Origin of the sequence: Cylindrospermum stagnale PCC 7417, assembly GCF_000317535.1 — a bacterium.
Classification (GTDB): domain Bacteria; phylum Cyanobacteriota; class Cyanobacteriia; order Cyanobacteriales; family Nostocaceae; genus Cylindrospermum; species Cylindrospermum stagnale.
In genome coordinates this window covers 1,187,106-1,211,099 of record NC_019757.1, presented here as the reverse complement: position 1 = coordinate 1,211,099, position 23,994 = coordinate 1,187,106, and the positions used below count along the sequence as shown (strand labels likewise).

Sequence of the window (23,994 nt, the reverse complement as noted above, 5' to 3'; positions counted from 1 at the left end):
TCTTTACAGACTACACCGATCATATACCTATCTAGGTAATCTGGTGTTTAGCGGATAGCTACTTCCCATACTTTGTCTCTTTGCTTCAGTTCTAGAGAACTACAAGACTGCAAAAATTTGATAAAAGTGCCACTTATTTGCAAGCGTTTAAGTATTTTGGTAATTCCTTCACCATACTTTTTATTAACTTCAACACCTAGAATTTCTAGGCGAATATGACTTTCTTTTGACTTGCTGGTTAAGGCATTCATAATCTTTAACAGCGCCTGTTCCAAGTCTTCTGGAGAGTTAATAATAGATTGAGAGTGACCTTTAACAGCGCTTTGCTTGACAGAATTACTGCTATCGGATTTGTTTATCTGGGGCAATTCAAAAAGCGTTACATATAGTTCAGATTTATGAGGTTCTTGGTGGACTACAAACTCAGATGGATAATCAATAAAAATATCCCTAGCTTTTTTACCAGGGAGATGAATAGACACAACTTGAGTAATAGTTGTTTTGTATTTTGTCTTCAGCAGTTGTGATAGTTTTGAAAGTTGCACCCACTGATTACCTGTAGAGCGCTGCTCGGCTTTAATTAATGTTTTGAGTTGCTGAATCAACTGCTCGATTGAGGGGAGTTCCGATAAAGCTTTCAGGCTGTGGGTGGTAGTTTTGCCAGTAGAGCTATTAAACAACCTGAGATTTTCTCCCTGCTGACTAACCTGATAGACTGTTAATCCATGTTGCTGCAAATGGTTACACAGATTAGTCATCACCTTGTCTGATGAGCAAACTAAAACTTCCTGAGCATTTGGATAACGCTCATGAATTGAAGAACCAAAAGCGATCATTTTTCCATCTGCATTATCCCTCCCAATCGGCACATGAATTAAGTCATAGCCACGTTCATGTAATTCCACATCTAGCTTACCCCGATTAGACCAATTAGCAAAGGCTATTTTAACTTGAATGGGACAAGTACAAACTGTTGTTAAAAATTTTTCTGTGTCGGCATTAATTTGTAAATTTTCCGCATCTAAAAGTAAAACTGTGATGCCAAGTTTATGCGAAGATAGAGCGTTATTAGGCTGAATATTTATGTTGGTTTGGGAGCTATTTAACTCCGTTTTCCCCGGATTTAATTGCTGGATTTTTTCTATTAGTTCTCTGACTATAGGTGAGTTGAAAGATTCGGGAATTAGTAAGGCTTTTAAGTATACTTGCAATTTTTGTACTAATGCATCCCAGTCTTGAGTTTCGCTGAGTGCTTGTGTGAACTTTGCGGTCAAAGCAGATTGATTAGGAGAACTTTGCCATTGAACATTCCGATATTTTTTGACCAATAATTCTGGCTGCTGTTGTTGAATGGCAATAATTGCTTGGCAAAGATAGGAGCCGATTTGGTTCAACACTTCTGAATCAAAGGTAGTTAGCAGGGGTTTGTCCTTTGGCATAGCTCACACAAAAAAGTAGGGCATCCTGGCTTAGTCCACCGTCAAAGACGGTAATTATTTCATGTTATATCTGGGGAAGAAACTATCTGAAAACCGTGAAACTGCCTAACCGATGCTTAATGGTGCATCTTCTAATCATGGTGGGTGCTGTCTAAATTTTTAATCTAGACACGGGTTTAAATGCAAATGCCGACCGACTATAAACAATACGCTAACAAGAGTTATAACAGGAAAATGGGAAGATATTAACCAAAGTTTGAATTATTTATTCTCCCTTAATTCCTAACATTTGCAAATTGTGCAAAGTGGCATAAAGTCCCCCTTGTTCAAGTAATTGATCATGACTACCCTGTTCGATTAATTGTCCTCGCTTCAGGACGAAAATTCGGTCTACATTGCGAATTGTTGATAAACGGTGAGCAATAATAATCGCGGTACGTTTTGTTAAAAGCTGGTTTAATGCTTTTTGAATTAAAGCTTCTGTCCCCACATCCAGACTAGCAGTGGCTTCATCTAGAACTAATATTTGGGGATTACGAATGGCAGCACGAGCAAAAGCTAAGAGTTGCTTTTGACCACTAGAAAGATTTGTTCCCCGTTCTCGAAGTTGTGTATCATAGCCTTGGGGCAGTTGGTTAATAAACTCATTAATGTTGGTATTTTCTGCTGCTTGTTGGATTTCTTCAAAGGTGTAAATGTCGCCTAAACTGATATTGCTTTTGACATCACCTGCAAACAAAAAACCTTCTTGCAAAATCACTGCTAGATAGCGCCGCAGTTCTGCCTGTGGTAACTCTTTAATGTCTAAGCCATCGATGAGAATGCGTCCTTGGGTGGGTTCATAGAGACGACACAACAACCGGATGATGGAAGTTTTACCCGCGCCTGTTGGGCCAACTAAAGCAATTTTTTCCCCTGGATTAATGGTAAAGTCTAAGTCTTTAATAACGTAATCATTGTCTTTGTAGGCAAACCAGACGTGTTCAAAGCGGATTTCTCCAAGTTCATCATGGTTATTAAAGTTTTGGGCTTCTAGATTGGCAATTATCTCGTCTATATAGCCGAATTTAAAGTCCAAAATTGAGGCTTGGGAATTGGGGAGATCGCGTATTTCTATCGGTTCATCTAAAATATCGCCCACCCGTTCAATGGCGGTGAAACCAGATTGAAGGACAGTAAATTTTTCGGCAAAATTTCGCAAAGGGTCGAATAATTGCTGGGCGTACAAAATAAATGTCGATAAAATCCCAAATGTCAGCTGGTTTCCCAAAAGTAACCAACCACCTAAGCCTAGAACACTAGCGATCGCAATCAAGCTAATCCATTCCAAGGTTCCGGAAACAGCGGAATCATAGATGATGGTTTGATCCACTTCCTTGGTGTAGCGTTTGTTCGTAGCGCGAAACAATTCAGCGTTGAATTTTTCCCGACGGAACAACTGCACTATATTCATGCCGATAATATTTTCTTGCAACTGGGAGTTAAGTGCTGAAAGTTCTTCCCGTGCTTTGTAGTTGGCTTGGCGATATTGCTGCTGAAAGTAAATAATTACCCAGGTGATGGGTATCAGCAATAACATCAGTAAGCCAGCAAGTTGCCACTGGATCGAAAACATCAAACCGATAATCACCAGCATGAAAAACAAATCGGAGACAATGCCGATCGCCCCAGTGGAAAAAACGTCTCCCAAAACTTCCACATCGCTGGTGAGCCGAGTAATTAGTTTACCTACAGGCGTCCGGTCAAAAAACCGCACGGCTAGGGATATGACATGCTTAAATAAATCCTCACGAATTTCCGCTGTAATTTTTTGCCCTAGTTTTTGTACGAGATAACCCTGAAGACCTAATAATCCTAGTCGGATAGCGATCGCCACTACCAACAATCCTTGAAGGATATTTAACCCTTCTGATAAGGGTCGATTCTTGAGAAACTCGTGGATGCTAGGTTCCTGGCGAATTAGAGAGATAGCCTGTCCAATCAACAGCGGTTGTACGGCGTTAGCTAGAGCGAGGGGCACCAGTAGGCACATTGAAAGCGCCAGCAGCCTTCTACTGCGTCGAGCATAAGGCACTAAACGCAAAAATAACCGCCAGTCATTGTCACGCCCACGGTGTTCTTGATGAGATTTTTTTCGGGGTTTGGAGATGCTCATAGCAGGCATTATATGGATTTACGGCCAGAGAAAAAACACGCTTTTTCAATGTAGCGTTCATGCTGCGTCTTTGATACCATGCCTGTGGTAGAAACCGCAAGGCGGCAACTCAAGTGCTGACAGCAGGTTTCATTTATTTAGACCACAGAGATGTTGCATGTAAAGTCTCTACTTTCTGGGTTAATTTCTCAGAGAGTGGTTCTTTTACCTGAAAATAGCTGTAATCGCCTCTACAGGGATTCTGATTCATGCAGATACAAGTGATAGAACTCAACCAACAAATATAGAATATTACAAGAATTAATGGGAAGTTTGAAAGCCCCTGAGAAACAGGAACACAGTTCAGTTTTTCGTGCTTCAGATAGGGGATGAAAAACGGCTCAGGTTGTTAAAACCACCTTCAATATTATCTTTGAGCTTTAAGTTGTCTATCCAATCTTCAATTTAAAGGTATCAGAAAAGGTACGGTAAATCAAAAACCTAAATTACCTGGATACAGAAAAAATGGCTTTAATCTTGTAATTTTTCCTGGTCAAGCTGTTAAATTAAAAAACGGAAATCTTAGATTTCCTTTGGGCAGTAAGGTAAAAGTTTGGTTTGGGTTTGATACTTTTTATATTCCTATGCCCTCAAAATTAGAACATAAAAACATTAAAAAATATCGGATATTGCCAAAAAATAATGAGTTTTATTTAGAGCTTGTTTATAAAATATCTCCTTTGAAAGTTGACCTTTTTTGAATTCAAAAAAGGTCAATCCTGCTATTCTCTGATCACCTTCTGTAAAGTGAGCAATAATTCATTAACGGTGTAGGGCTTAGACAAAAATTTACTTACACCAGTCTCAGCTACGGCGGAGAGCTTATTACTTGACATTAGTCCGCTGGTGGCAATAATTTTCACTTCCGGGTTAATCTTTTGCAAAGTCCGGATTGCGGTTAAACCATCCAGCGCGGGTAACATCATATCCATCAATACAGCACTGATATTTTTGATGTGTTTAGCATATAATGCGATCGCCTCAATGCCGTCACCGGCAATCAACGCTTTGTAGTTATAAGTTTCCAGAGATGCTTTAGTAATATCCTGAATAGCAGGTTCATCATCTACAACCAAAATCAATTCACCATGTCCTATTTCCGGTGTCATCTCATCTGGGCTAACTGTTTCCATACCTTCTACCGCTGGTAAGTACACCTTAAACTGGGTACCCCTTCCCACCTCACTATAGACATTCACAAATCCACCGTGGCTTTTGATAATACCGAGAATTGTAGAAAGCCCCAGCCCCGTACCTTGTCCCACCTCTTTTGTCGTGAAGAATGGCTCGAAAATTCTATCTAAGATTTCTCCGGGAATACCCACTCCTGTATCCGAAACGGTAATTACTATATAGGGGCCAGTTTTGGCTTCTAGGTTCATCCGCGCATAATTTTCGTCAATTAAGAGATTTTTCCCTGAAATGCTTAAAATGCCGCCATGAGGCATAGCATCACGGGCGTTAACGCAGAGATTCATCAGCACCTGATGAAGTTGGGTACTATCTCCGGAAACCGTCCACAATTCTTGTGGTACTTCAGTACTAATCTCAATGGATTTAGGGAACGTCTCTTTGAGAATCTTGGAAACTTCCACAATCAGGTGTCTGAGTTGTAAAGTGATCCGCTTCCCGGACACACCCCGCGCAAAGGACAGCACCTGCTTGACTAAATCAGATCCGCGTCTAGCGTTGACTTCCAGAATCTCCAGCAAATGACGAGTGCGCTCATCAGCATCGGGAAATTTGAGCGGCAATAGTTGCGCGCCTGCTAAAATCGGTGTGAGGATATTGTTGAGATCATGAGCGATGCCGCTTGCCAGAGTGCCGATACTTTCCAGGCGTTGAGTGCGAAACAATTGGGCTTCTAGCTGTTTCTTTTCGGTAATATCCGTATCAACACTCAGAATTGATTTGGGATGTCCTTGTTCATCACACACTAAACTCCAGCGGCTTGCCACCAAGACTTGTTTATTAGCTTTGGTGATTTTTGTCAACTCTCCCTGCCACTTGCCTTTGCTAATCACACTCAGCAGCGCCGCTTCCATTTCCGCAGCCGGTTCCTCATCGTAAAAAAGCTCAGTGGCATTTTTCCCCCAAGCTTCTTCAGCCATCCAACCATAAAGGTTTTCTGCCCCCTTGTTCCAAAAGAGGATTTTATTGTCTAAATCTCGCACGCAGATGGCATCAGTGGCGATATCTAGCAATGCCGCCTGTTCGCGGATTTTTTCTTCAGCTAGCTTGCGTTCTTGCAGTGCAGCTTGGCGATCGCTGATGTCAATGCTAGCGCAAGTTATGCCGACGACTTCTTGGGACTCATTCCGCAATGGCTCAATTGTCAAGTCATAATATCGAATTCCTTGGGCGTTAGTGATCGACACTTCCTCACGAATACCGATGCCCGTAGACAACACATCAGATTTGATCGCGGTGAGACGTTGAGCATCTGTCACTGGTATGAGATCGAAATCTTTTTTGCCCAACATCTGCTGAGACGTCAATCCAGAGAAGGGGTTATAAACCCAGGTGTAGCGTAACTCCCGATCCTGGTTATAAACAAAGATCGGCGAGTTTTTGAGGGCGACCCGAAATCGCTCCTCACTCTGTCGCAACGCCTCCTCTCCCCGTTGGCGCTCAATTGCATAACGCATGGAACGCACCAGCAAGTCACCAGTAACTTGCCCTTTCACCAAATAATCTTGCCCTCCTTCCTGCATTGCCCGAATTGCCAAAGTTTCATCGTCTATACCCGTCAGCACGATGATCGGAGTTGCTTTTGCTTGACGATGTGTTCTGACAAAGGTCTCCCATCCCTGACTATCTGGCAGCGAGAGGTCTAACAAAATTACATCAAAACTTTCTTTAGCTAAACAGATGAACGCCTCAGAAAGCCGCTCAACTGGCATCAATTCAACTACAGATGTGGTAACATCCCTTAATAACTCCTGTAATAAAAAGACATCACCAGGGTTATCTTCTACTAACAAGACTTTGATAATTTCACCTGCCATTGCCATCACTCCGGTGGCAGCTTGACGATCGCAAACCAAAAATTTTCTATGGATTGTACAATTCTAACGAACTGATCGAAGTCAACTGGTTTAGTTATGTAGCAATTAGCAGCCAGATTATAGGCTTTGAGTATGTCTTCTTCGGCTTGGGAAGTCGTCAGCACAACGACAGGAATTCGCCTGAGTTTGACATCGACTTTCATCTCTGCCAGTACTTCTCGCCCGTCTTTTTTCGGTAGATTTAAATCAAGCAGCAGAATATCTGGGTGGGGTGCTTTAGCATATTTTTCCTGTTTTCGCAAAAATGCCATGGCCTCGACGCCATCTTCGACTACGTTGAGGTTAATCGACGAGGTTTTGCTCTCTTCAAAGGCGATGCGGATAAGTTCGGCGTCGCCAGGATTGTCTTCTACTAACAAAACCTCAATAGGCGTCATCGCTGTGATTGTATTCACGATTTCTGACCTGTTTTATCTGGAATTGTAAAGTAGAAAATCGAGCCTTGACCAGATTCCGACTCGACCCAGATAGTACCGCCGTGGCGTTCGATAATTTTTTTACAAATTGCCAAACCAATACCAGTACCTGGATATTTACCTCTGCCGTGCAGGCGCCGAAAAAGCACAAAAATGCGTTCAGCATACTGCGGGTCTATACCAATTCCATTATCGCGCACCCAGAACAGCCATTCATTTTGTGAAGCCAGGAGTGAGGAGTTTTCTTCCGGCTCCCGAATTCCATCTTCCACAGTGCTTCTGCCTACGCCAATGTGGATTTGTGGCGGTAGTTCCTGACGGAATTTGATGGCGTTGGCGATCAGGTTTTGGAAAACCTGGGTGAGTTGGGTGGCATCAGCCAGCACGGAGGGTAGAGGATCATGGGTGATTACTGCGCCACTTTCTTCAATGGTCACTTGCAAATTAGCGATCGCCCGCTTCAAGGCAGTAGTACAATCAACTGTTGCAAAAGGTTGTCCACGAGTACTGACCCGGGAATAGTTTAGCAAGTCGTGGATCAAGGTCTGCATCCGGTGGGCCCCGTCTACAGCATAGGCGATAAAGTTATCTGCGTTGGCATCCAACTGATTCTTGTACCTTCGCTCTAGCAATTGTAAATAACTCGTTACCATTCGCAACGGCTCTTGCAAATCGTGGGAAGCTACATAAGCAAACTGTTCCAAATCGGCATTAGAACGAGCCAGTTCCTGACGTTGGCGAGTTTCTTGTTCCAGCAGTTGCGCTTGGGATAGAGCTATGCCAATTTGGTTGGCCAATTGTTGCAACAAATCTAACTCAAAGCTGTTCCACTCGCGGGAGGTGGCACACTGTTGAGCAATCAGTAAACCCCAAAGCCCTTCTCTGACAAGAATCGGGACTACAAGGTTAGCCCTGACTCCAAATTGCTGGAGAAATTCCCGATGGCAGGGTTGGATATCAGCCTGTTCAATGTCTACAATTGCATTCACTCTTCCCTGGCGATATTGATCAACATAATCTTCGTGAAAGCAAGGGTCGAAAAGGTTTCGTCCTAGAATTACAGGCCAACCAGGCAGTACCGCCTCTTGTACCACTGTGCCCGAACCATCGGCCCAGAGGCGAAAAATCAAAACTCGGTCAGCTTGCAGCAGGTTTTGCACCTCTGTCACCGTGTTTTGCAGAATTTCCTCTAAATTTAGAGTTTCCCGAATTTTCAGGCTGATTTGGGCGAATAGTTGCGATCGCCGATTTTGCAGATGTAATTCCGCTTCTGCCCGTTTGCGATCGGTAATGTCTGTATGGGAACCTACCATTCGCACAACATTACCCGCTTCATCCCACAGCGCCTGCCCGCGATCTAAAATCCATTTATAGCTGCCGTCTTTGCACTGCACTCGATGTTCAGTCACGTAAAACGGTGTTGTCTTGGCAAAGTGATTTTGGACAGCTTGCAGCACCCAAGTCACATCTTCAGGATGGACTCGTTCTTTCCATTCATCCATACTGTTAGTAATTTCGTGGTCTTCATAACCCAGCATTTCCTTCCAGCGAGTTGAGAAGAACACTTCATTTGTCTTCAGGTTCCAGTCCCAAATACCATCATTGTTACCATGTAAAGCTAACTGCCAACGTTCCTCACTTTCCCGCAGTGCTGCTGCTGTTTGCCTGCGTTCGGTAATGTCTTGGAAATAAACAGACAAGCCATCTTGTGACGGATAAGCGTGAACTTGAAAATACCTGTTAAGCTGTGGATAAAAATTTTCAAATTCCACACTCACCTGTTGGGAAATTGCCCGCTGATACTCATGATAGGATATTGAGCCAATCGCCGCTGGAAACACTTGCCAAATATTCTTACCAATTAACTCATCCTGGGATTTCTGCCAGATTCTCTCCGCTTGACGATTGACGTAGGTAAATCGCCACTCTTGATCTAAAGCAAAAAAGGCATCAGTAATACTTTCAAGAATATTAGATATCTGGTTTCTAGCAGCTTCCGACGCCGCGAGTGCTACTTGCTTTTGCGCTATGAGTTCCCCGGTAATCCGCGATACCTCAGCTACACTCCGCCTGAGTTCTAGTTGGTCAAGCACCAAGCGACTTAGAGCTACTATTGCCTCTACTTGTTGCAGACTCAATTGCCGTGGGACTTGGTCAATCACACACAGGGTTCCTAGCAGATCTCCCTTGGGAGTAATCAGGGGTACACCTGCATAAAACCGGATATAAGGATAGCCCTTGACTACCGGATTATTTGCCAACTGTTCATCAGCCCACGTATCTGGAACTACCACAACGTCGCGTCGTTCGCAGCAAAGGTAAGATAACCCCACATTCCGGGGCATTTCTGTTAATTCCAAACCTAGTCTGGCCTTAAACCATTGACGGTTTTCATCAATGAAATTCACCAATACTATGGGGGCGCCACAAATAGAGGCCGCTAACTGAGCAAGATTGTCATAGGCTGCTTCCGGTTCCGTGTCTAGAATCTGATATTCGCGGAGAGCTTCCAGTCTTGCCGCTTCACTATGAGTTGAATTGCATTTCATAAATTTTGCTGAAAAAAGTGAAATTAATCTAGGACTTACGCATGAGTTAAGGAGTAACGTAGACGCGGAGCGGCGTGCCGCAGGCTACCGATCCAGGCGCAGAGGACGCAGAGAAATGAGAGTTTGAGAGATATTTTGCGTGAGTCCTATAATCATCAAAAAATGGTTTAAATTAAGCGTTCATCTGCTAAATGTATCTATATTGAATTTACCCAAACAGTCCCTCACCTCTGGCTTTTAGAGGGAGTTTTTCTGGTATTTTTGTTTTACACCTACATCTGCAACAAAGGAAGCGACACCCTAAAGTTTGAATCATGCCATAACTCTAGTTTAGCCAGTCCATCGACGCATCTCGGCAAATTCCTGAAACCCTATATTTCTCGTTGAGATGCGTCGATTGCCTACTAGGAAAGGATTTCAGCTATGTATTTTGCTCAAATTTGCACAACATATATAATGTTTTTTAGAGATGCGTCGATTTAGCGGCTGAAACCCTTACTGGGTAAGGGCTGCTACGCGAACTCCCCACCGATTGGGTTAAATCGGAATCATTGGAAACAGCTGTTGTCCCAACACTAACTTGGGTATGCCCTGGAACACCCCACCGATTGGGTTAAATCGGAATCATTGGAAACTTTCCCGCATGGTGGTTGTTCTTAATTATCTGGGACGCCCCACCGATTGGGTTAAATTGGGATTATTGGAAACGTGAAAGAGGCATCTCGCCTCAGTGCTTACATTAGAAGCCATTTTTAAAAGCATAAAAAGGATCGCTTATCCTGGGGGAAAGGCGATCATTTTTGTGTAATTTTCCTACATTGTTCAAAAATCCAAAGCAGAAATAGCATTTAGCTTCTGCTTATCAGTCACACCTAGATTTAGCTTTTTTGTATCGGTAAATCCAGCTATTATGTTCCCGGACGAGAACGAATACGATCGGGTATATGATGGCGATCGCCTAATATCTCTAACAAAGGGCCATTAACGTCAAATTTAACCATACTTACCGACGCGACCAAAATATTCACCCGATAGCGATAGCGTCCCAAATCAATTCCCAGTAAACTGCAAAGCATAATCCGAATCGTAGCTTTATGAGAAACTACTAAAACATTTCCTTGGGGATGTTTTTCTTGAATTTCAGCAATTACAGGCATAGAACGGTTAGCAATATCTACCGCAGTTTCTCCACCTAGTGGTGCATTCCAAGCGGGTTCTGTCACCCAATTCACATAGTTTTCTGCGTAATTCTCTTGGGCAAATGATTTACTCTTAGTTTCCCATTCCCCGTAACTACCTTCTTTAAGTCCGTCACGCAACTGCATATCCATACCGATAGCATCACAAAATGGCTTGGCAGTTGCAATTGCGCGCTTCATTGGGCTAACATAAACCGCTTCCCACTTCAATTTTTGATAAACATCGGCAAAACTGGATGCCATCTGCATTCCTTCTTTTGTCAACTCCGCATCAGTTTCACCGCAGAAATTACCACTTTGACTAAAAGTAGTTTCTCCATGTCGCAATAAATATAAATTGAGTGTCATAGCTTGTATCGCGATTGGGATAAAGGAGTTTGTGCAAAAATAAAATAGCATCAATCTCGCAATCGAGTATGTGACGCAAGGACAAAGTAATCAACCAAAAAAGTCAATCAACAACAAACTTTTGAAATAGTGTTATTTGCTTCTACTTTTTAATTCTTAATTCTTAATTTTTAATTTTTAATTGTTTACCCTTCTCCAAAGAGTGGAGAGGGTAGTTAGTTTATACAGCAGCCAAACTCGCTGCTCGCAGTTGCTCCACTAAGTTGTGCAAATTACCAGTATTCAAGCGATAACTCAGCGGATGAGCAATCAACCGGGCTGTGCTTTGATATAAAGTAGCAATCTCAATCAAACCATTTTCGCTCAAAGTCCGCCCTGTGGAAACCAAATCGACGATCGCTTCAGACATCCCCGTAATTGGCCCTAGTTCCACCGAACCATACAGCGGCACAATTTCCACAGGTAGATCCAGGCTTTCAAAATATTCTCGCGCACAATTCACATACTTAGAAGCAACCCGACCATGAGCCGGTAAATCTAAAGGTGATTTGTAGGAACTAGTTGCTTTTACGGCTACAGACATTCGACAATGCCCAAAGGTCAAATCGACCAAGTGGGCGACTTGGGGCTTTTTCTCCCGCAGCACATCATAACCAATAATACCTAGCTGCGCTTGACCATATTCTACATAAACGGGCACATCCTGCCCCCGCACTAGCAGGGCTTTTGCTCGTCCGCTAGCTTCAGGAATCTGGAGTTGGCGGGTTCCTGAATCTAAAAAAGCACTAAAATCCAATCCTACAGCTTGCAGTAGGCGGATGCTATTTTTAAGTAGTTCCCCTTTCGGTAGTGCAACAGTCAGCATTCTTTTTCTTCTTGTCCTTGGCTACGGACACTTTGCACAACGGGGGAAGCCCCGCAAGCGAGTGTCTTTGTCTTTGCAGTTCATTATTTGAGAATATCTCGATATGTTCACTACAAGCAGCATGAGAATTTTATTAGTTGACGATGAAGTTGAACTAACTGACCCCTTGAGCCGTGTGTTAACTCGTGAAGGTTATAGCGTGGATGCTGCTTATGATGGCACAAGTGGCAGCAACCTGGCACAAGCAGGCAGTTATGATCTACTGATTTTAGATTGGATGCTACCAGGAAAAACGGGGTTGGAGATTTGTCAGGAATTGCGACGTCAAGGTAAAACCACTCCTGTGCTGTTTCTCACGGCCAAAGATACTTTAGATGACCGTGTAGAAGGTTTAGATGCTGGTGCAGACGACTATTTGGTAAAACCGTTTGAACTGCGGGAGTTGCTAGCACGAGTCCGCGCTTTGTTGCGTCGTTCTGGTGTGGAATCGTCGTACACCACCACAACAGGACGGCTGATGGTAGCTGATTTAGAACTCGATGGCGAAAACCAAATAGCCTATCGCCAAGGACGAATTATTGAGCTATCTCAAAAAGAAAGCCAGTTGCTGCAATACTTTATGGAACACACCGGACAACTGTTAACTCACGCCCAGATTCTGCAACATCTGTGGCAAAATAACGAGCAACCCAGTAGCAATGTGATCGCGGCATTAATTCGCTTGCTGCGGCGTAAGATTGAGGTAGGTAGTGAAACTCCACTGATTCACACTGTTTACGGTAAAGGCTATCGCTTCGGCGCAGCTTCAGTGGAGTTAGTTTAGTGGGCTGTATAGCCGCCATCGACCATAAGTGGTGTGGCTGTGATAAAAGAAGCTTTGTCAGAAGCTAAGAAGAGAATTGCTTCAGCCACTTCTCGTGGTTTTCCTAGGCGCTTCAATAGGTGTAATGGTGCTAATTCGTTCACTACATCTTGCTTAGTTATGCCTTGAGACTGGGCAAAATAATCCATCATCGGAGTATCGATGCCGCCGGGACAAACACAGTTGACTCTAATGTTGTCAGGAGCTAAATCGTAGGCTAGACATCGAGTTAATTGCAGAACTGCTCCTTTGCTGGTGTTATAGGGCGCAAATGCGGCTTGAGCCACAAAAGAACTGATGGAAGCTACATTAACAATAGCTCCACCGCCACGTTTCCGCATGGAAGGGGCTGCATATTTGGCGCAGAAGGCATACCCTTTGACATTCACTCCCAGAACTTGATCCCAATCTTCGTTTGTTGCTTGTTCTACGGTGCCGTTGACTAACACGCCAGCGTTGGCAACTAGTATATCTATATCGCCCCATTGCTCAACTACTGCACTAATCCAAGCTTTTACTTCAGTTTCTGCTGCCACATTTACCTGGTGAAACAGCGCTGTACCGCCGCTGCTGTGAATTTCTTCAACGACTGCTTTTCCCCCTACAGCATCTAAATCAGCGATCGCTACTTTTGCTCCTGCTTCAGCAAACAGTTTAGCAGTCTCACGACCTATACCGGAAGCTGCTCCTGTAATCAAAGTTATTTTGTTGGTTAAACCCATAATTTACCTCCTCTCATACTTCTACTTGTTCACTGCTTTGAGAATCATTGACATTTTTCAGCCTTTGCAACTTTAATTCCTGTCGGAGTTTGCTGTAGAGGGAGATATCAACGGGCATCATGATCTGGGAAACTCCTTTCCAGATGGTCAGCTGATTATTTACGTCGATATCTGCTATCAGTTGCTCAATGTGTCGCAAGGAAAATGAAGCGATGCATGTTCCACCACCGGCAAAGCTATGAAATTGCGTTTTCATCCAACTCATATCTGCTGCCATGTCCTGGTACATGACCGACGGTGAGGGCAATGACAAGTTACCTTTAACATACTCTACCAGCCACCAAGCGCCAATTTCGGATGTTAACTGAGTAAAGAAACTGTTGTTATAGCCAACAAAACCCATTTGGGGAATATTAGGGTGAATCAGATAACGATAAAAGTTAAAATTACCGTCCTCATCCACCGTTTGCTGACGGTATTCTGCTTGAAGAAAGGGAATTTCTTGGCGAAACCCAGTGCCAAAAACTACTATATCTGCTGGCACCTGCTGACCATCGGCTAATTCTACGCCACCAGAGATAAACTTAACAACGCTCGTTTTAATTGCCCGGATTTTGCCAGAGCGTACGTACTTGAAGAAACCGGGGGGAGCTATACTAACGCTACATTCCAGTTTATCTATGTGGTGTTCGGGCACCATCCCACAACTATCAAGACCGAATTGTAGACGCAGCAGCGTCTCGACATTACGCCAGAAACCCCAGACTAATGGCTTACCAAGACTGTGCAGCATTCTTTCCAGCCGTCCCATCTGACGATAGGGATACCAAGCTTCTGAAAAGCGGGTTAGCAAAATGTACTTAAGATTAACTAAACCCAGAAAAAACCGAGGAATCTTCCACAGAGACCGACGGAAGATGAGGGTACATTCTTTAGCTGTATTCGCTGCCAAAGTTGCAACATCACAGGCAGACTTGCCAAAACCAACCACTACTACCCGCTTACCTTCAATAATTGCGGTTTCGTTAAGCTCAGTAGAATGCAGTACCCGACCTCCAGATGCTGTAAACTCCTCTATACCCGGTAAGGACGGAATTTCTGGTTTGTGATATGTACCATTGCAAACCACAACAAAGTCAAATTCGTGACTTTCCTGCTTTATTTCTTCCCCATCAGCATCCTTTATTCTAATGCTAACGACCCATCCTGGTCTTTCTCCCGGTTTTCTAGAAACATCGGTCACTTCTGTTCGGAAGCGAATCCTCTGAATCACCCCAAAATGCTGGGCGTAAGACTCCAAGTAATTCCGTATTTGCTCTGCTGTGGGCCACTCTGGGTAGGATGCAGGCATGGGATAGTCTGAGAAACAGTATGTGTCACCAGTATTCTGGCTAGTTAGTTCTGGGTAAGTCCGAGATTTTTCCCAGACGCCGCCGAGTCCTTGCTGTTTCTCAAATACAGTAACGTCGTAGCCCTCTTCCACAAAAGTTTTCGCTGTTACTAGACCGCTAATTCCAGCCCCAATCACGCAAATTTGTTTGATTTCCATTTCTTTTAAGCGTAAATACTGAATTAACCCTATGCAGATCACTTAAGTTATACTGTTATTTTTGCAGCAAATATACTTTTATAGATTAAGTACTAAATTAATTTACTTAGCACAAATATTGCTAGTAAAAATTATTACTAACGTAACAGGTAATTTATAATTTGGTAAACTATACCTTGTGGAGTTGACTAAAATCCATTAATTAGTATGAAGCGATTCATAAATCTGTTGTTGCAGTTTTTCTCGTAATTGTTGTGCCTGTTGATAAACCGCTGTACGACTTTTGCCGGAGTGATTGTCCAGTCCGGCCGGTTCCAAAGGCTGAATAATGTACTGTAGGCGAGTTCTCATTGCCCACACTCCCATTGAGGGAAACAGAATCAAGACCAGCATCAAAGGTGAGAAAGGCAAGAATGGTAGTTTGAATAATCGTTGCAATTTTTTAAGATTTACAGTCCAAGGATGTAGAGACTCATTGCCAATGCAAATAACTGGGAGAATGGGAATCTGATAGCGATCGCTTAACTGAATAAAACTCACATCAAACTTTTGCAGTTGATAACGTCTTCGCCAACCTTTAAGCGGCCCCCGTAAACCTTCAGGCGCATAGAGAACAGTTTTATCCGCTTGGATCGCCGCTGCAAAATCATTTAACTCTGCTCTCACAGCACCTAACACCTGTGACCATCTAGGTGGTAACCACCAAATTACCCAAGGATGCTCAAACAATGATACTTCTGCTAGGGGTTGCACCACCCATCCTCGCGCTTGACTTAATAAATAACCCAAGGTGATAAAATCCCAAGGAAAACTCATACCTGCGTGATTCATGGCCACAATTATTGGGCCTGTGCGCGGCAAATTATCAATTTGTTGCAATTCCCCACGAAAATAAGATTTAACGATGGGAGCGAGAACTTCTTCCCGAAAAGCTTGTTGATAGTTAGGATCAAATTCCCCTATTTCTTTTCGTGGCGAACGACAACCAAGACGTAACCAGCGACTCAGCATAGCTAAATAAAAGCCGCCAGGAATCAAAAATAATCCATATTCCAGCCAATTCCAACCATCTGGATCGCTATGATAGTGCTGCCAGTGACGATTAAATAAAATCAGCCAGCCTGGGGGATACCATAGACAAAACCAGTCTAACCAGCTAAATTTATAGCCCTCCCCTGAAGCTTTTTTCAATTGCGGATTAAGGAGATTTTTAGATTGTTGATCAATCACAACAACTGTGTGGATAAATATACAATTTGGTCAAGCAAGTATTGTATTTTTAGAGCATTACTATAGCTACCCTTCTTTAGATATAAAATTAACTATACCTTAGATAGATATATTTGCTCCTTGCTAAATCAAGCATTGATATCAACTGCGCTGGCATATATACATTATCTCTATTTACGGCAATACATCACAAAGTTTAACAATTAGCAATTACTTATTAAAGGTTCAAGAAAAAATAACTAAAATTATTTCGACAAAAAATTATCTCCAAAGGGGCATTCTAAATTTAATTTGTTTAATTTATTCTGGCAAAGTGCGTTATGAAAATGGACTAAATAAATGTTCGCCGCAAAAAAAGCAACAAAATCCCCCAAGTCCGCCAGCACTGATTACAAACAAGTAGAAATTAAAATTTGTTCACTGGCTCTAGTGGAAGAACTTACCGATACTACAGCCGAGCAAGTATGCGGTGGGGCGAGCGATAATCCTGAGACTACAGAAACAAATAAAAGTACTACTCCGTCTACGGGAGGAAATAGCAAAAGCATCCCACTAGGGATAGGATATGGTGGACTTGGTACAGCCCCCTTTTACTCTCCTTTACCCGCAAGTAAATTACCTCGCCTAGGTGAGCTTGACCCATCCAAGAGAACTCCACCGACAAAAAATGCCATAACCATAACTATACCTCTACCATCTATGCCAACTTTTTAAGTTTCACCGATGCAAATTTATGGGCGAGAAAGCAATTGTCTAAAATATTGCTTCGCCCACATCTCATTTCGGTAACAGACATTAAATTCCCCTATTCTGAAATATAGGACTTACTTCCTTTGGAAATTCATCCTAATATTGGACATTTTTAATGGTGTTCTGACTTGTAGGGTGCGTTCCCTAACGCACGGATTAAGATTTTCAGTGAGTCAAACCAACCTACATATTTAGCATTGTTTGTCAATGCGTAAGTCCTAAAATAGAGGAATCCTTTATAAATCCTAACTTAAGTTAGCTTGATAAACAGCCTCTAACTAGCTAACCTAGGGATGTAATCAGTTTTAATACTCGTTCTTTAACTTCATCGCGTACACGGCGAAAAGTATCAATTGAGTGTCCTTCTGGATCGTCGAGTTGCCAATCTTCAAAAACTTCTCTTACCAGCCATGCTTCGGGCAAATTAACCCCACAACCGCATAAAGAAATCACAGCATCATAATCTTCAGGCTGAAAATCGCTTAATGGCTGAGAAATTTGACTACTAATATCAATGCCTATTTCTGACATCACATCTACAGTGATGGGGTCTACTTGACTACCAGCTAAACCTGAACTATTGACAACAATTTTACCTGCTCCTAAAGTTCTAGCAAAACCCTCTGCCATTTGGGAACGGCGGGAATTTTTTTTGCAAACAAACATTACTTTTTTCATGATTTTATTGATTGTTAGTTGTTGTTAGGTTAACTAAAAGAAACTTTTATGAGCTTTGATTAGCATTAACTTCCAGGGCACTATTTGCTAACCTGACAGTTTCTGCTGCTGCTTTTTCTTTACGTTCGCTGTAGCGGTCTGTGAGGTAATCAACCTGGTCGCGCAACAGCAATGTAAATTTATAAAGTTCTTCCATGACATCAATAACGCGATCGCGGTAAGGTGAATTTTTCATTGTTCCATCTTCGTTAAACTCTTGGTAAGCTTTCGCCACAGATGACTGATTTGGAATCGTAAACATTCGCATCCAACGCCCCAAAATTCGCATTGTATTCACAGCATTGAAAGACTGAGAACCACCACTTACTTGCATTACTGCCAAAGTTCTACCTTGAGTTGGTCTGACTGCCCCTAAACTGAGAGGAATCCAGTCAATTTGGTTCTTCATAATGCCAGTAATATTCCCGTGCATTTCAGGAGAAGACCATACTTGAGCTTCAGACCAGATACTCAATTCCCGTAATTCCTTTACTTTAGGGTGAGTATCTGGCACACTGCCATAAATGGGCAATTCATCAGGATTAAAAAACCGGACTTCAGCCCCAAAACCCTCAATGATTCTCGCGGCTTCTTCTGCTAACAAGCGGCTATATGAACGCACTCGCAAAGAGCCATATAAAAACAATATTCTTGGTGGATGTTCAAAAGAAGTCATAGAAACCATTAATCAACTCTAACTAACAGAATTATCCTAAAAAACTAATGTTTTTTCATATCTAAATCTCTGCGTTTTCTGCGCCTGGAGCGGTTAGTTTATCTTTATTTTCTCCTAATTCTTAAAAATCCCTAAAACCGTGAGAAAGTTGCCTGTAAACCATCACGGCTAATTGCGCCCCTAAAATTGGTGCAACCCAATAAACCCAATGATGCTGCCAAATTCCCCCCACAAAAGCAGGGCCAAAAGAACGGGCCGGATTCATACTTGCGCCAGTAATTGGCCCCATAAATGCCGCTTCCATTCCCACCGTTAAACCAATAGCTAACCCAGCAAAACCGATATGTGCGCGACGGTCTAGCCCCGAACCCAAAATCACAAACATCAAAATGAAGGTAAGAACGGTTTCTAGCACCAAAGATTGCCACCAATTGCCATGCAGTGGTAGAGTAGCTCCCAGGTTGGCAACTCGTCCCAAACTAGTTAGCAGTAAGGCGGAAGCTGCGATCGCACCAAACAGTTGTGCTAAAATATACGGTATTACTCGTCCCTTAGAGAAAAAACCACTTGTCCAAAATGCCAGTGTCACCGCTGGGTTAAAGTGTGCGCCGCTCAGATGACCAATCCCGTATATCAGTGCTGCTACCACCGCCCCAAAGACAAAACTGATACCTAAATGAGTAATAGCGCCTTGACTAATGTTGTTTACCATCACTGCACCAGTACCCGCAAATACTAAGGTAAAAGTGCCAATGGCTTCTGCTAAAGCTTCTCGCCTAAATTGATAAACTTCCTGAAAAAATGACTTCATCAATCTAAAACTGCTTTTGTTTCCGTAATAACTCCCCCAGGGTGAGGTCTAGCTGGGCTTTTCCGCCAAACACTGTTCCTACTTTGCCTTTATATAAATGAACATAATCAATTTTGTAGGCTTCATCTGATAAAGGTACATAGCCCACAGAACGGGCTATTTTTGATGCTTTCTGAATGTAGAAATCTGCGAACTGGTACACCACACCTTTGTTTTTACTAGACCAAAGATTTACATAGATAAATAAAGGTCGAGAAAGTGGTTGATAATTGGCTTTTTCTACTGTTTCCCGTGATGGGATGACGGAACCTGTACCGCTGTTAACTGCTACGACTTTTAACTTATCTTTGTTTTCTTCGTAGTAAGCATAGCCAAAATAACCCAAGGCATTTAGATCTTTATTGATACCTGCAACTAAAACATCATCATTTTCGCTGGCTGTGTAGTCTTTGCGGCTGGCTTTGGCTTTACCAACAATTGCTTCTGTGAAGTAGTCAAAAGTTCCAGACTTATCACCAGCACCATATAATTTTATTGGGCGATTAGGCCAAGAAGCGCGTACCTGGTTCCAACGGGTGATTTTTCCTTGGGCTTCCGGTTCCCACATCTTTTTTAATTCTGCAACTGTGATATCTTTTGCCCAGTCGTTTTGGGGATGAACGGCAATGGTCAAGGCATCAAAGGCAATGGGTAATTCTATATAACTGATACCATTTTTTTTACAAGCTGCCATCTCTACCTGGGTAATCGGTCGAGAGGCGTTATTGATGTCTGTTTCTCCAGCGCAGAATTTTTCAAAACCCCCACCAGTACCGGAAATGCCGACTTTGATTAGCGTGTTGTTTTTGGAGTTTGCTGGAAACTCTTTAGCGATCGCCTGGGTAATTGGATAAACTGTACTAGAACCATCTATTTTAATTGTCGTGACTGTCGCTGCATCAGTTACTGGTGTTACCTTTTGCGGCTGCTGAGTTTGAGTTGATGAATTGGATGTGGCTGTGCAACTGGTCGCAAAAGCCAACGTTCCAAGTGCAAAAGCTAATTTCCTTGGTATTGCCTTCATTTGACTGGATATCAAAGTTATATTTCTATCATTTCAAAAAAACTTGATATGTCAATGTAAACGATAACACAATACACAAAAATACATCAAAAAAAGTTGATGCATTAGCTAAGGTCTTAGCAGGGACGTGCAGGGGAAATTAGAATATTATGGCTAAAACCTGCCAAATATTCCTCTAAAACGCTAAATTGGGCAACATTCAAGCTGTAATAAATCCAGCGTCCTTCCTGACGGGAGTGGACTAAGCCAGCTTCCTTAAGGGTTTTCAGGTGAAAAGATAGTTTTGACTGATTTACCTCTAAAGCATCGCACAAGTCACAGACGCAGAGTTCTTGTTGTCGCAACAGTTCTAACACCCTAATTCTGATAGGGTCAGAAAGGGCATGAAAACCTTCAGCAATGAGATGGGGAATTGTGGCAGGAGGAGTGGGCATTAACTTCTCGAAAATCAAATAAGATTGCTATATCACCAACCTAGGTAGCAAAATCACTTATAGCGCTTCTCCGTTGAGTTTAATACAGACCTAACCCCCAACCCCTTCCCTGCCTCTCCCTAACCCTCCCCTACGAGGGGAGGGGAAAGGAAAAACTTTTGTTGCTGGAAGGGGAGCCGGACTTAAAGCCTCTCTCCTTTTAGGAGAGAGGTTTGGAGAGAGGTCAAAGTGTATTGCATACAAACGAGAATCACTTAGGCTTTATCATAAGGGTTAAACAGCTACCCGACACAGATGATGATATGCTGCCTAAACCCAGAGTGTCACCAACCCTTAAACCCTGATAGTAACAAGTTTTGCCAAGCTTGTAGCACGCCATTAGTACCATTATTAATCAATCGCTTTCGGGTTCTGCGGGTACTTTCTAACGAAGGTGGTTTTGGTAAAACTTATTTAGCCGAAGATACCCATAAGCTAAACGAAACCTGTGTAATTAAACAACTTGCACCAAAACAGCAGGGAACTTGGGCATTAAAAAAGGCGATGGAATTATTTGCCCAAGAAGCCAAACGCTTACAAGATTTAGGAGAACATCCCCAAATACCCACGCTTTTTGCTTATTTTGAGGAGAATAATTTTCTCTATTTAGTGCAGCAGTTTATTGCAGGGGATAATTTATTAAATGAATTAGCACAAAGCGGGAAATATAACGAAAGCCAAATTCAAGAATTATTACTAGATTTATTACCACCTTTGAAGTTTGTTCATGAGCGCCATGTTATTCACAGAGATATTAAACCAGAGAATATCATGCGCCGTAAAAGTGATGGAAAGTTGGTATTAATTGATTTTGGCGCATCGAAACAGTTAACTGTCACAGTTCACACGCAAATAGGAACACAAATAGGTTCTCATGGCTATAGTCCACTAGAACAAATCAAAAGTGGTGAAGCTTACCCAGCCAGTGATTTATTTGCTTTAGGTGCAACTTGTTTTCATCTGTTGACGGGGGTTCATCCTTTTGAATTGTGGGCGGAAAATGGTTATGCTTGGGTGAATAATTGGCGACAACATTTATCTATTTCGGTGAGTGGGGAATTAGGGAAAGTTATAGATAAGTTGTTGAAAAAAGATATTCATGAGCGTTATCAATCTGCGGATGAAGTTATTCATGATTTGAGTCCGAAAGCACCACAGCAAGTATCTTTACCACTAACAATTTCAGCACAGGTGAACGCAACACCACCCCAACTCCAAATAAAGATACCAATTGTACCTATAATACTAAACAAAATAGGTAATTTCAAAAACCAATTTTTACTAAAACCTAGTGTCTTACGGTTGCAATTTAGAAACCAAATTTTACCCAGCATTGTAATTTTCTGGTTAAAATTTAGAAGACGATTTGTACTAACTACTATTGTTTTATTATTGGGCTTAACTGGCATTTAAATCTATACTTATACTAGCTATGGATTCCTTCCTAATCCACTATCTGTAGTAGGGGCAATTCATGAATTACCCCTAGATGAATCAAGCGTAGCCTCAGATAGAACTGGTATTAGTTTCAAAGGTGCTTATTTAGAAAAAACCCTCAATGGGCATTCCAGTTCGGTTCGTTCCGTCGCAATCAGTGCCGATGGCAAGACTCTTGCTAGTGGTAGTGGTGACAACACAATCAAACTGTGGAATTTGGCGACAGGAGAGGAAATTCGCACCCTCAAGGGGCATTCTAGTTACGTTTATTCCGTCGTTATCAGTGCCGATGGCAAAACCTTTGCTAGTGGTAGTAGAGACAACACAATCAAACTGTGGAATCTGGCGACAGGAGAGGAAATTCGCACCCTCAAGGGGCATTCCAGTTGGGTTAATGAAGTCGCTATCAGTCCAGATGGCAAAACCCTTGCTAGTGGTAGTAGAGACAAAACCATCAAACTGTGGAATTTGGCGACAGGAGAAGAAATCCGCACCCTCAAGGGACATTCCGATTCGGTTCATTCCGTCGCAATCAGTGCCGATAGCAAGACCCTTGTTAGTGGTAGTGATGACAAAACCATTAAACTATGGAATCTGGTGACAGGAGAGGAAATCCGCACCCTCAAGGGGCATTCCGATTGGGTTAATAAAGTTGCAATCAGTGCCGATGGCAAGACCCTTGCTAGTGGTAGTTACCAAACCATCAAACTGTGGAATCTGGCTACAGGAGAAGAAATCCGCACCCTTAATGGGCATTCCAGTTACGTTTATTCCGTCGCAATCAGTGCCGATGGCACAACCCTTTTTAGTGGTAGTGATGACAAAACTATCAAACTGTGGAATCTGGCTACAGGAGAAGAAATCCGCACCCTCAAGGGGCATTCCAATTCAGTTAATTCCGTCGCAATCAGTACCGATGGCAAGACTCTTGTTAGTGGTAGTGGTGACAACACCATCAAAATTTGGCGGGTTGCACCGTGATAAATAGGGGAATTAAAATACAGTTCGTATTGACACTCTCAGGGAAGACAGCCACTGAGATTCTTGGTTCAACGAGTCCACTTAACTTAAACCCCTTGCGGTATTTAAGCCAGAGGTGGTTCTCTCCCCAAGCGTTAACTTCCCCTCTGCCCGAAGGTAGTTGCATTGCTGCAAAATTTGATTGAGTTTAAATTCTGTGTCGTCTAGCTCCCATGAAGATTTTACCTATTCCTGGGTAGGAAACTAGAACTATGGAATAGAACCCCATATCTTCAATTGTCAAGGTACAGATTACCGTTAGGTAGTTAGGTTTTTAGACAGGTTGATTACCGTTCCTGTTGTCAAAAGTATAACACTATAGAACGCAAAAGATAAATTCTCTGATCTTTTTAACCCACCTTTGCTAAAAAGAAACTCTATGCGGTTAAAACCGTGGTCAGTGAGCTTGTCGAACTGCACGAGTCGCTTATATCTCTTTCTCTAAAGCCACTGAGCTTTACGCTTACCGGATATTCTTGTAAGGACTTTAGTCCTTAGATTTATAGAAATGCAAATATTCAACAATCAACCAGCGGAGATAATCTAGAGCCAGCCAGGGCGATTAGAAATCGCGGCTACACAAACGAAGTCCACCGACCTGGTCTA

At 42.6% G+C, this 23,994-nt stretch carries 17 protein-coding genes and 1 pseudogene; 3 read left to right on the top strand and 15 right to left on the bottom strand.

Annotated features, from left to right (window positions below):
- Positions 1–47: 47 nt before the first annotated feature.
- From CYLST_RS04995 to hisG, 7 genes are all read right to left on the bottom strand, one after another.
- Complete coding sequence (locus tag CYLST_RS04995; RefSeq protein WP_015206619.1) at positions 48–1,439, bottom strand: NYN domain-containing protein; 1,392 nt, start codon at positions 1,437–1,439, stop codon at positions 48–50.
- A gap of 265 nt (positions 1,440–1,704) precedes the next feature.
- Positions 1,705–3,594: an ABC transporter ATP-binding protein gene (locus CYLST_RS04990; protein ID WP_041233439.1), complete on the bottom strand. Its 1,890-nt coding sequence runs from the start codon at positions 3,592–3,594 to the stop codon at positions 1,705–1,707.
- 761 nt (positions 3,595–4,355) lie between these two features.
- Positions 4,356–6,641, bottom strand: coding sequence for a hybrid sensor histidine kinase/response regulator (locus CYLST_RS04985; protein ID WP_015206617.1), 2,286 nt, complete (start codon positions 6,639–6,641; stop codon positions 4,356–4,358).
- 5 nt (positions 6,642–6,646) lie between these two features.
- Complete coding sequence (locus tag CYLST_RS04980) at positions 6,647–7,096, bottom strand: response regulator (RefSeq protein ID WP_015206616.1); 450 nt, start codon at positions 7,094–7,096, stop codon at positions 6,647–6,649.
- Positions 7,093–9,666 (bottom strand): GAF domain-containing protein, encoded by a 2,574-nt coding sequence (locus CYLST_RS04975; protein ID WP_015206615.1) that lies wholly within the window; start codon positions 9,664–9,666, stop codon positions 7,093–7,095. Before CYLST_RS04975 ends, CYLST_RS04980 begins: the two co-directional genes overlap by 4 nt.
- Positions 9,667–10,574: 908 nt before the next feature.
- A complete protein-coding gene (locus tag CYLST_RS04970) occupies positions 10,575–11,213 on the bottom strand; it encodes a histidine phosphatase family protein (RefSeq protein WP_015206614.1) in 639 nt (212 codons plus the stop codon).
- Between the two features lie 220 nt (positions 11,214–11,433).
- The gene (gene hisG / locus CYLST_RS04965) at positions 11,434–12,078 is read right to left on the bottom strand and encodes an ATP phosphoribosyltransferase (RefSeq protein WP_015206613.1); all 645 of its coding nucleotides are present in this window, start codon (positions 12,076–12,078) and stop codon (positions 11,434–11,436) included.
- Positions 12,079–12,199: 121 nt separating this feature from the next.
- On the opposite strand from hisG, the gene rppA reads away from it, so the two are divergent.
- Entirely contained in the window at positions 12,200–12,901 is a 702-nt protein-coding gene (gene rppA, locus CYLST_RS04960) for a two-component system response regulator RppA (RefSeq protein ID WP_015206612.1), read from the top strand.
- Here the strand turns inward: rppA and CYLST_RS04955 are convergent.
- The 3 genes from CYLST_RS04955 to CYLST_RS04945 form a co-directional block, all read right to left on the bottom strand.
- Positions 12,898–13,662 (bottom strand): SDR family NAD(P)-dependent oxidoreductase, encoded by a 765-nt coding sequence (locus CYLST_RS04955; protein ID WP_015206611.1) that lies wholly within the window; start codon positions 13,660–13,662, stop codon positions 12,898–12,900. The two genes, rppA and CYLST_RS04955, sit on opposite strands and share 4 nt — an antisense overlap.
- Positions 13,663–13,675: 13 nt before the next feature.
- Complete coding sequence (locus CYLST_RS04950; protein WP_041233438.1) at positions 13,676–15,211, bottom strand: flavin-containing monooxygenase; 1,536 nt, start codon at positions 15,209–15,211, stop codon at positions 13,676–13,678.
- 198 nt (positions 15,212–15,409) lie between these two features.
- The gene (locus tag CYLST_RS04945) at positions 15,410–16,441 is read right to left on the bottom strand and encodes a 1-acyl-sn-glycerol-3-phosphate acyltransferase (protein WP_015206609.1); all 1,032 of its coding nucleotides are present in this window, start codon (positions 16,439–16,441) and stop codon (positions 15,410–15,412) included.
- A gap of 339 nt (positions 16,442–16,780) precedes the next feature.
- On the opposite strand from CYLST_RS04945, the gene CYLST_RS04940 reads away from it, so the two are divergent.
- A complete protein-coding gene (locus tag CYLST_RS04940) occupies positions 16,781–17,155 on the top strand; it encodes a hypothetical protein (protein ID WP_015206608.1) in 375 nt (124 codons plus the stop codon).
- 318 nt (positions 17,156–17,473) lie between these two features.
- On the opposite strand, the gene arsC is transcribed toward CYLST_RS04940, so the two are convergent.
- The 5 genes from arsC to CYLST_RS04915 form a co-directional block, all read right to left on the bottom strand.
- Positions 17,474–17,869, bottom strand: coding sequence for an arsenate reductase, glutathione/glutaredoxin type (arsC, locus tag CYLST_RS04935; RefSeq protein ID WP_015206607.1), 396 nt, complete (start codon positions 17,867–17,869; stop codon positions 17,474–17,476).
- Positions 17,870–17,915: 46 nt separating this feature from the next.
- A complete protein-coding gene (gene arsH / locus CYLST_RS04930; protein ID WP_041233436.1) occupies positions 17,916–18,584 on the bottom strand; it encodes an arsenical resistance protein ArsH in 669 nt (222 codons plus the stop codon).
- 121 nt (positions 18,585–18,705) lie between these two features.
- Complete coding sequence (locus tag CYLST_RS04925) at positions 18,706–19,395, bottom strand: MIP/aquaporin family protein (protein ID WP_015206605.1); 690 nt, start codon at positions 19,393–19,395, stop codon at positions 18,706–18,708.
- 4 nt (positions 19,396–19,399) lie between these two features.
- On the bottom strand, positions 19,400–20,458 hold the full coding sequence (locus CYLST_RS04920; protein ID WP_015206604.1) for a PstS family phosphate ABC transporter substrate-binding protein: 1,059 nt from the start codon (positions 20,456–20,458) through the stop codon (positions 19,400–19,402).
- Between the two features lie 116 nt (positions 20,459–20,574).
- Positions 20,575–20,892: an ArsR/SmtB family transcription factor gene (locus CYLST_RS04915; protein WP_015206603.1), complete on the bottom strand. Its 318-nt coding sequence runs from the start codon at positions 20,890–20,892 to the stop codon at positions 20,575–20,577.
- Positions 20,893–21,189: 297 nt separating this feature from the next.
- On the opposite strand from CYLST_RS04915, the pseudogene CYLST_RS04910 reads away from it, so the two are divergent.
- A pseudogene (locus CYLST_RS04910) lies at positions 21,190–23,349 on the top strand (protein kinase domain-containing protein).
- Positions 23,350–23,994: the final 645 nt, after the last annotated feature.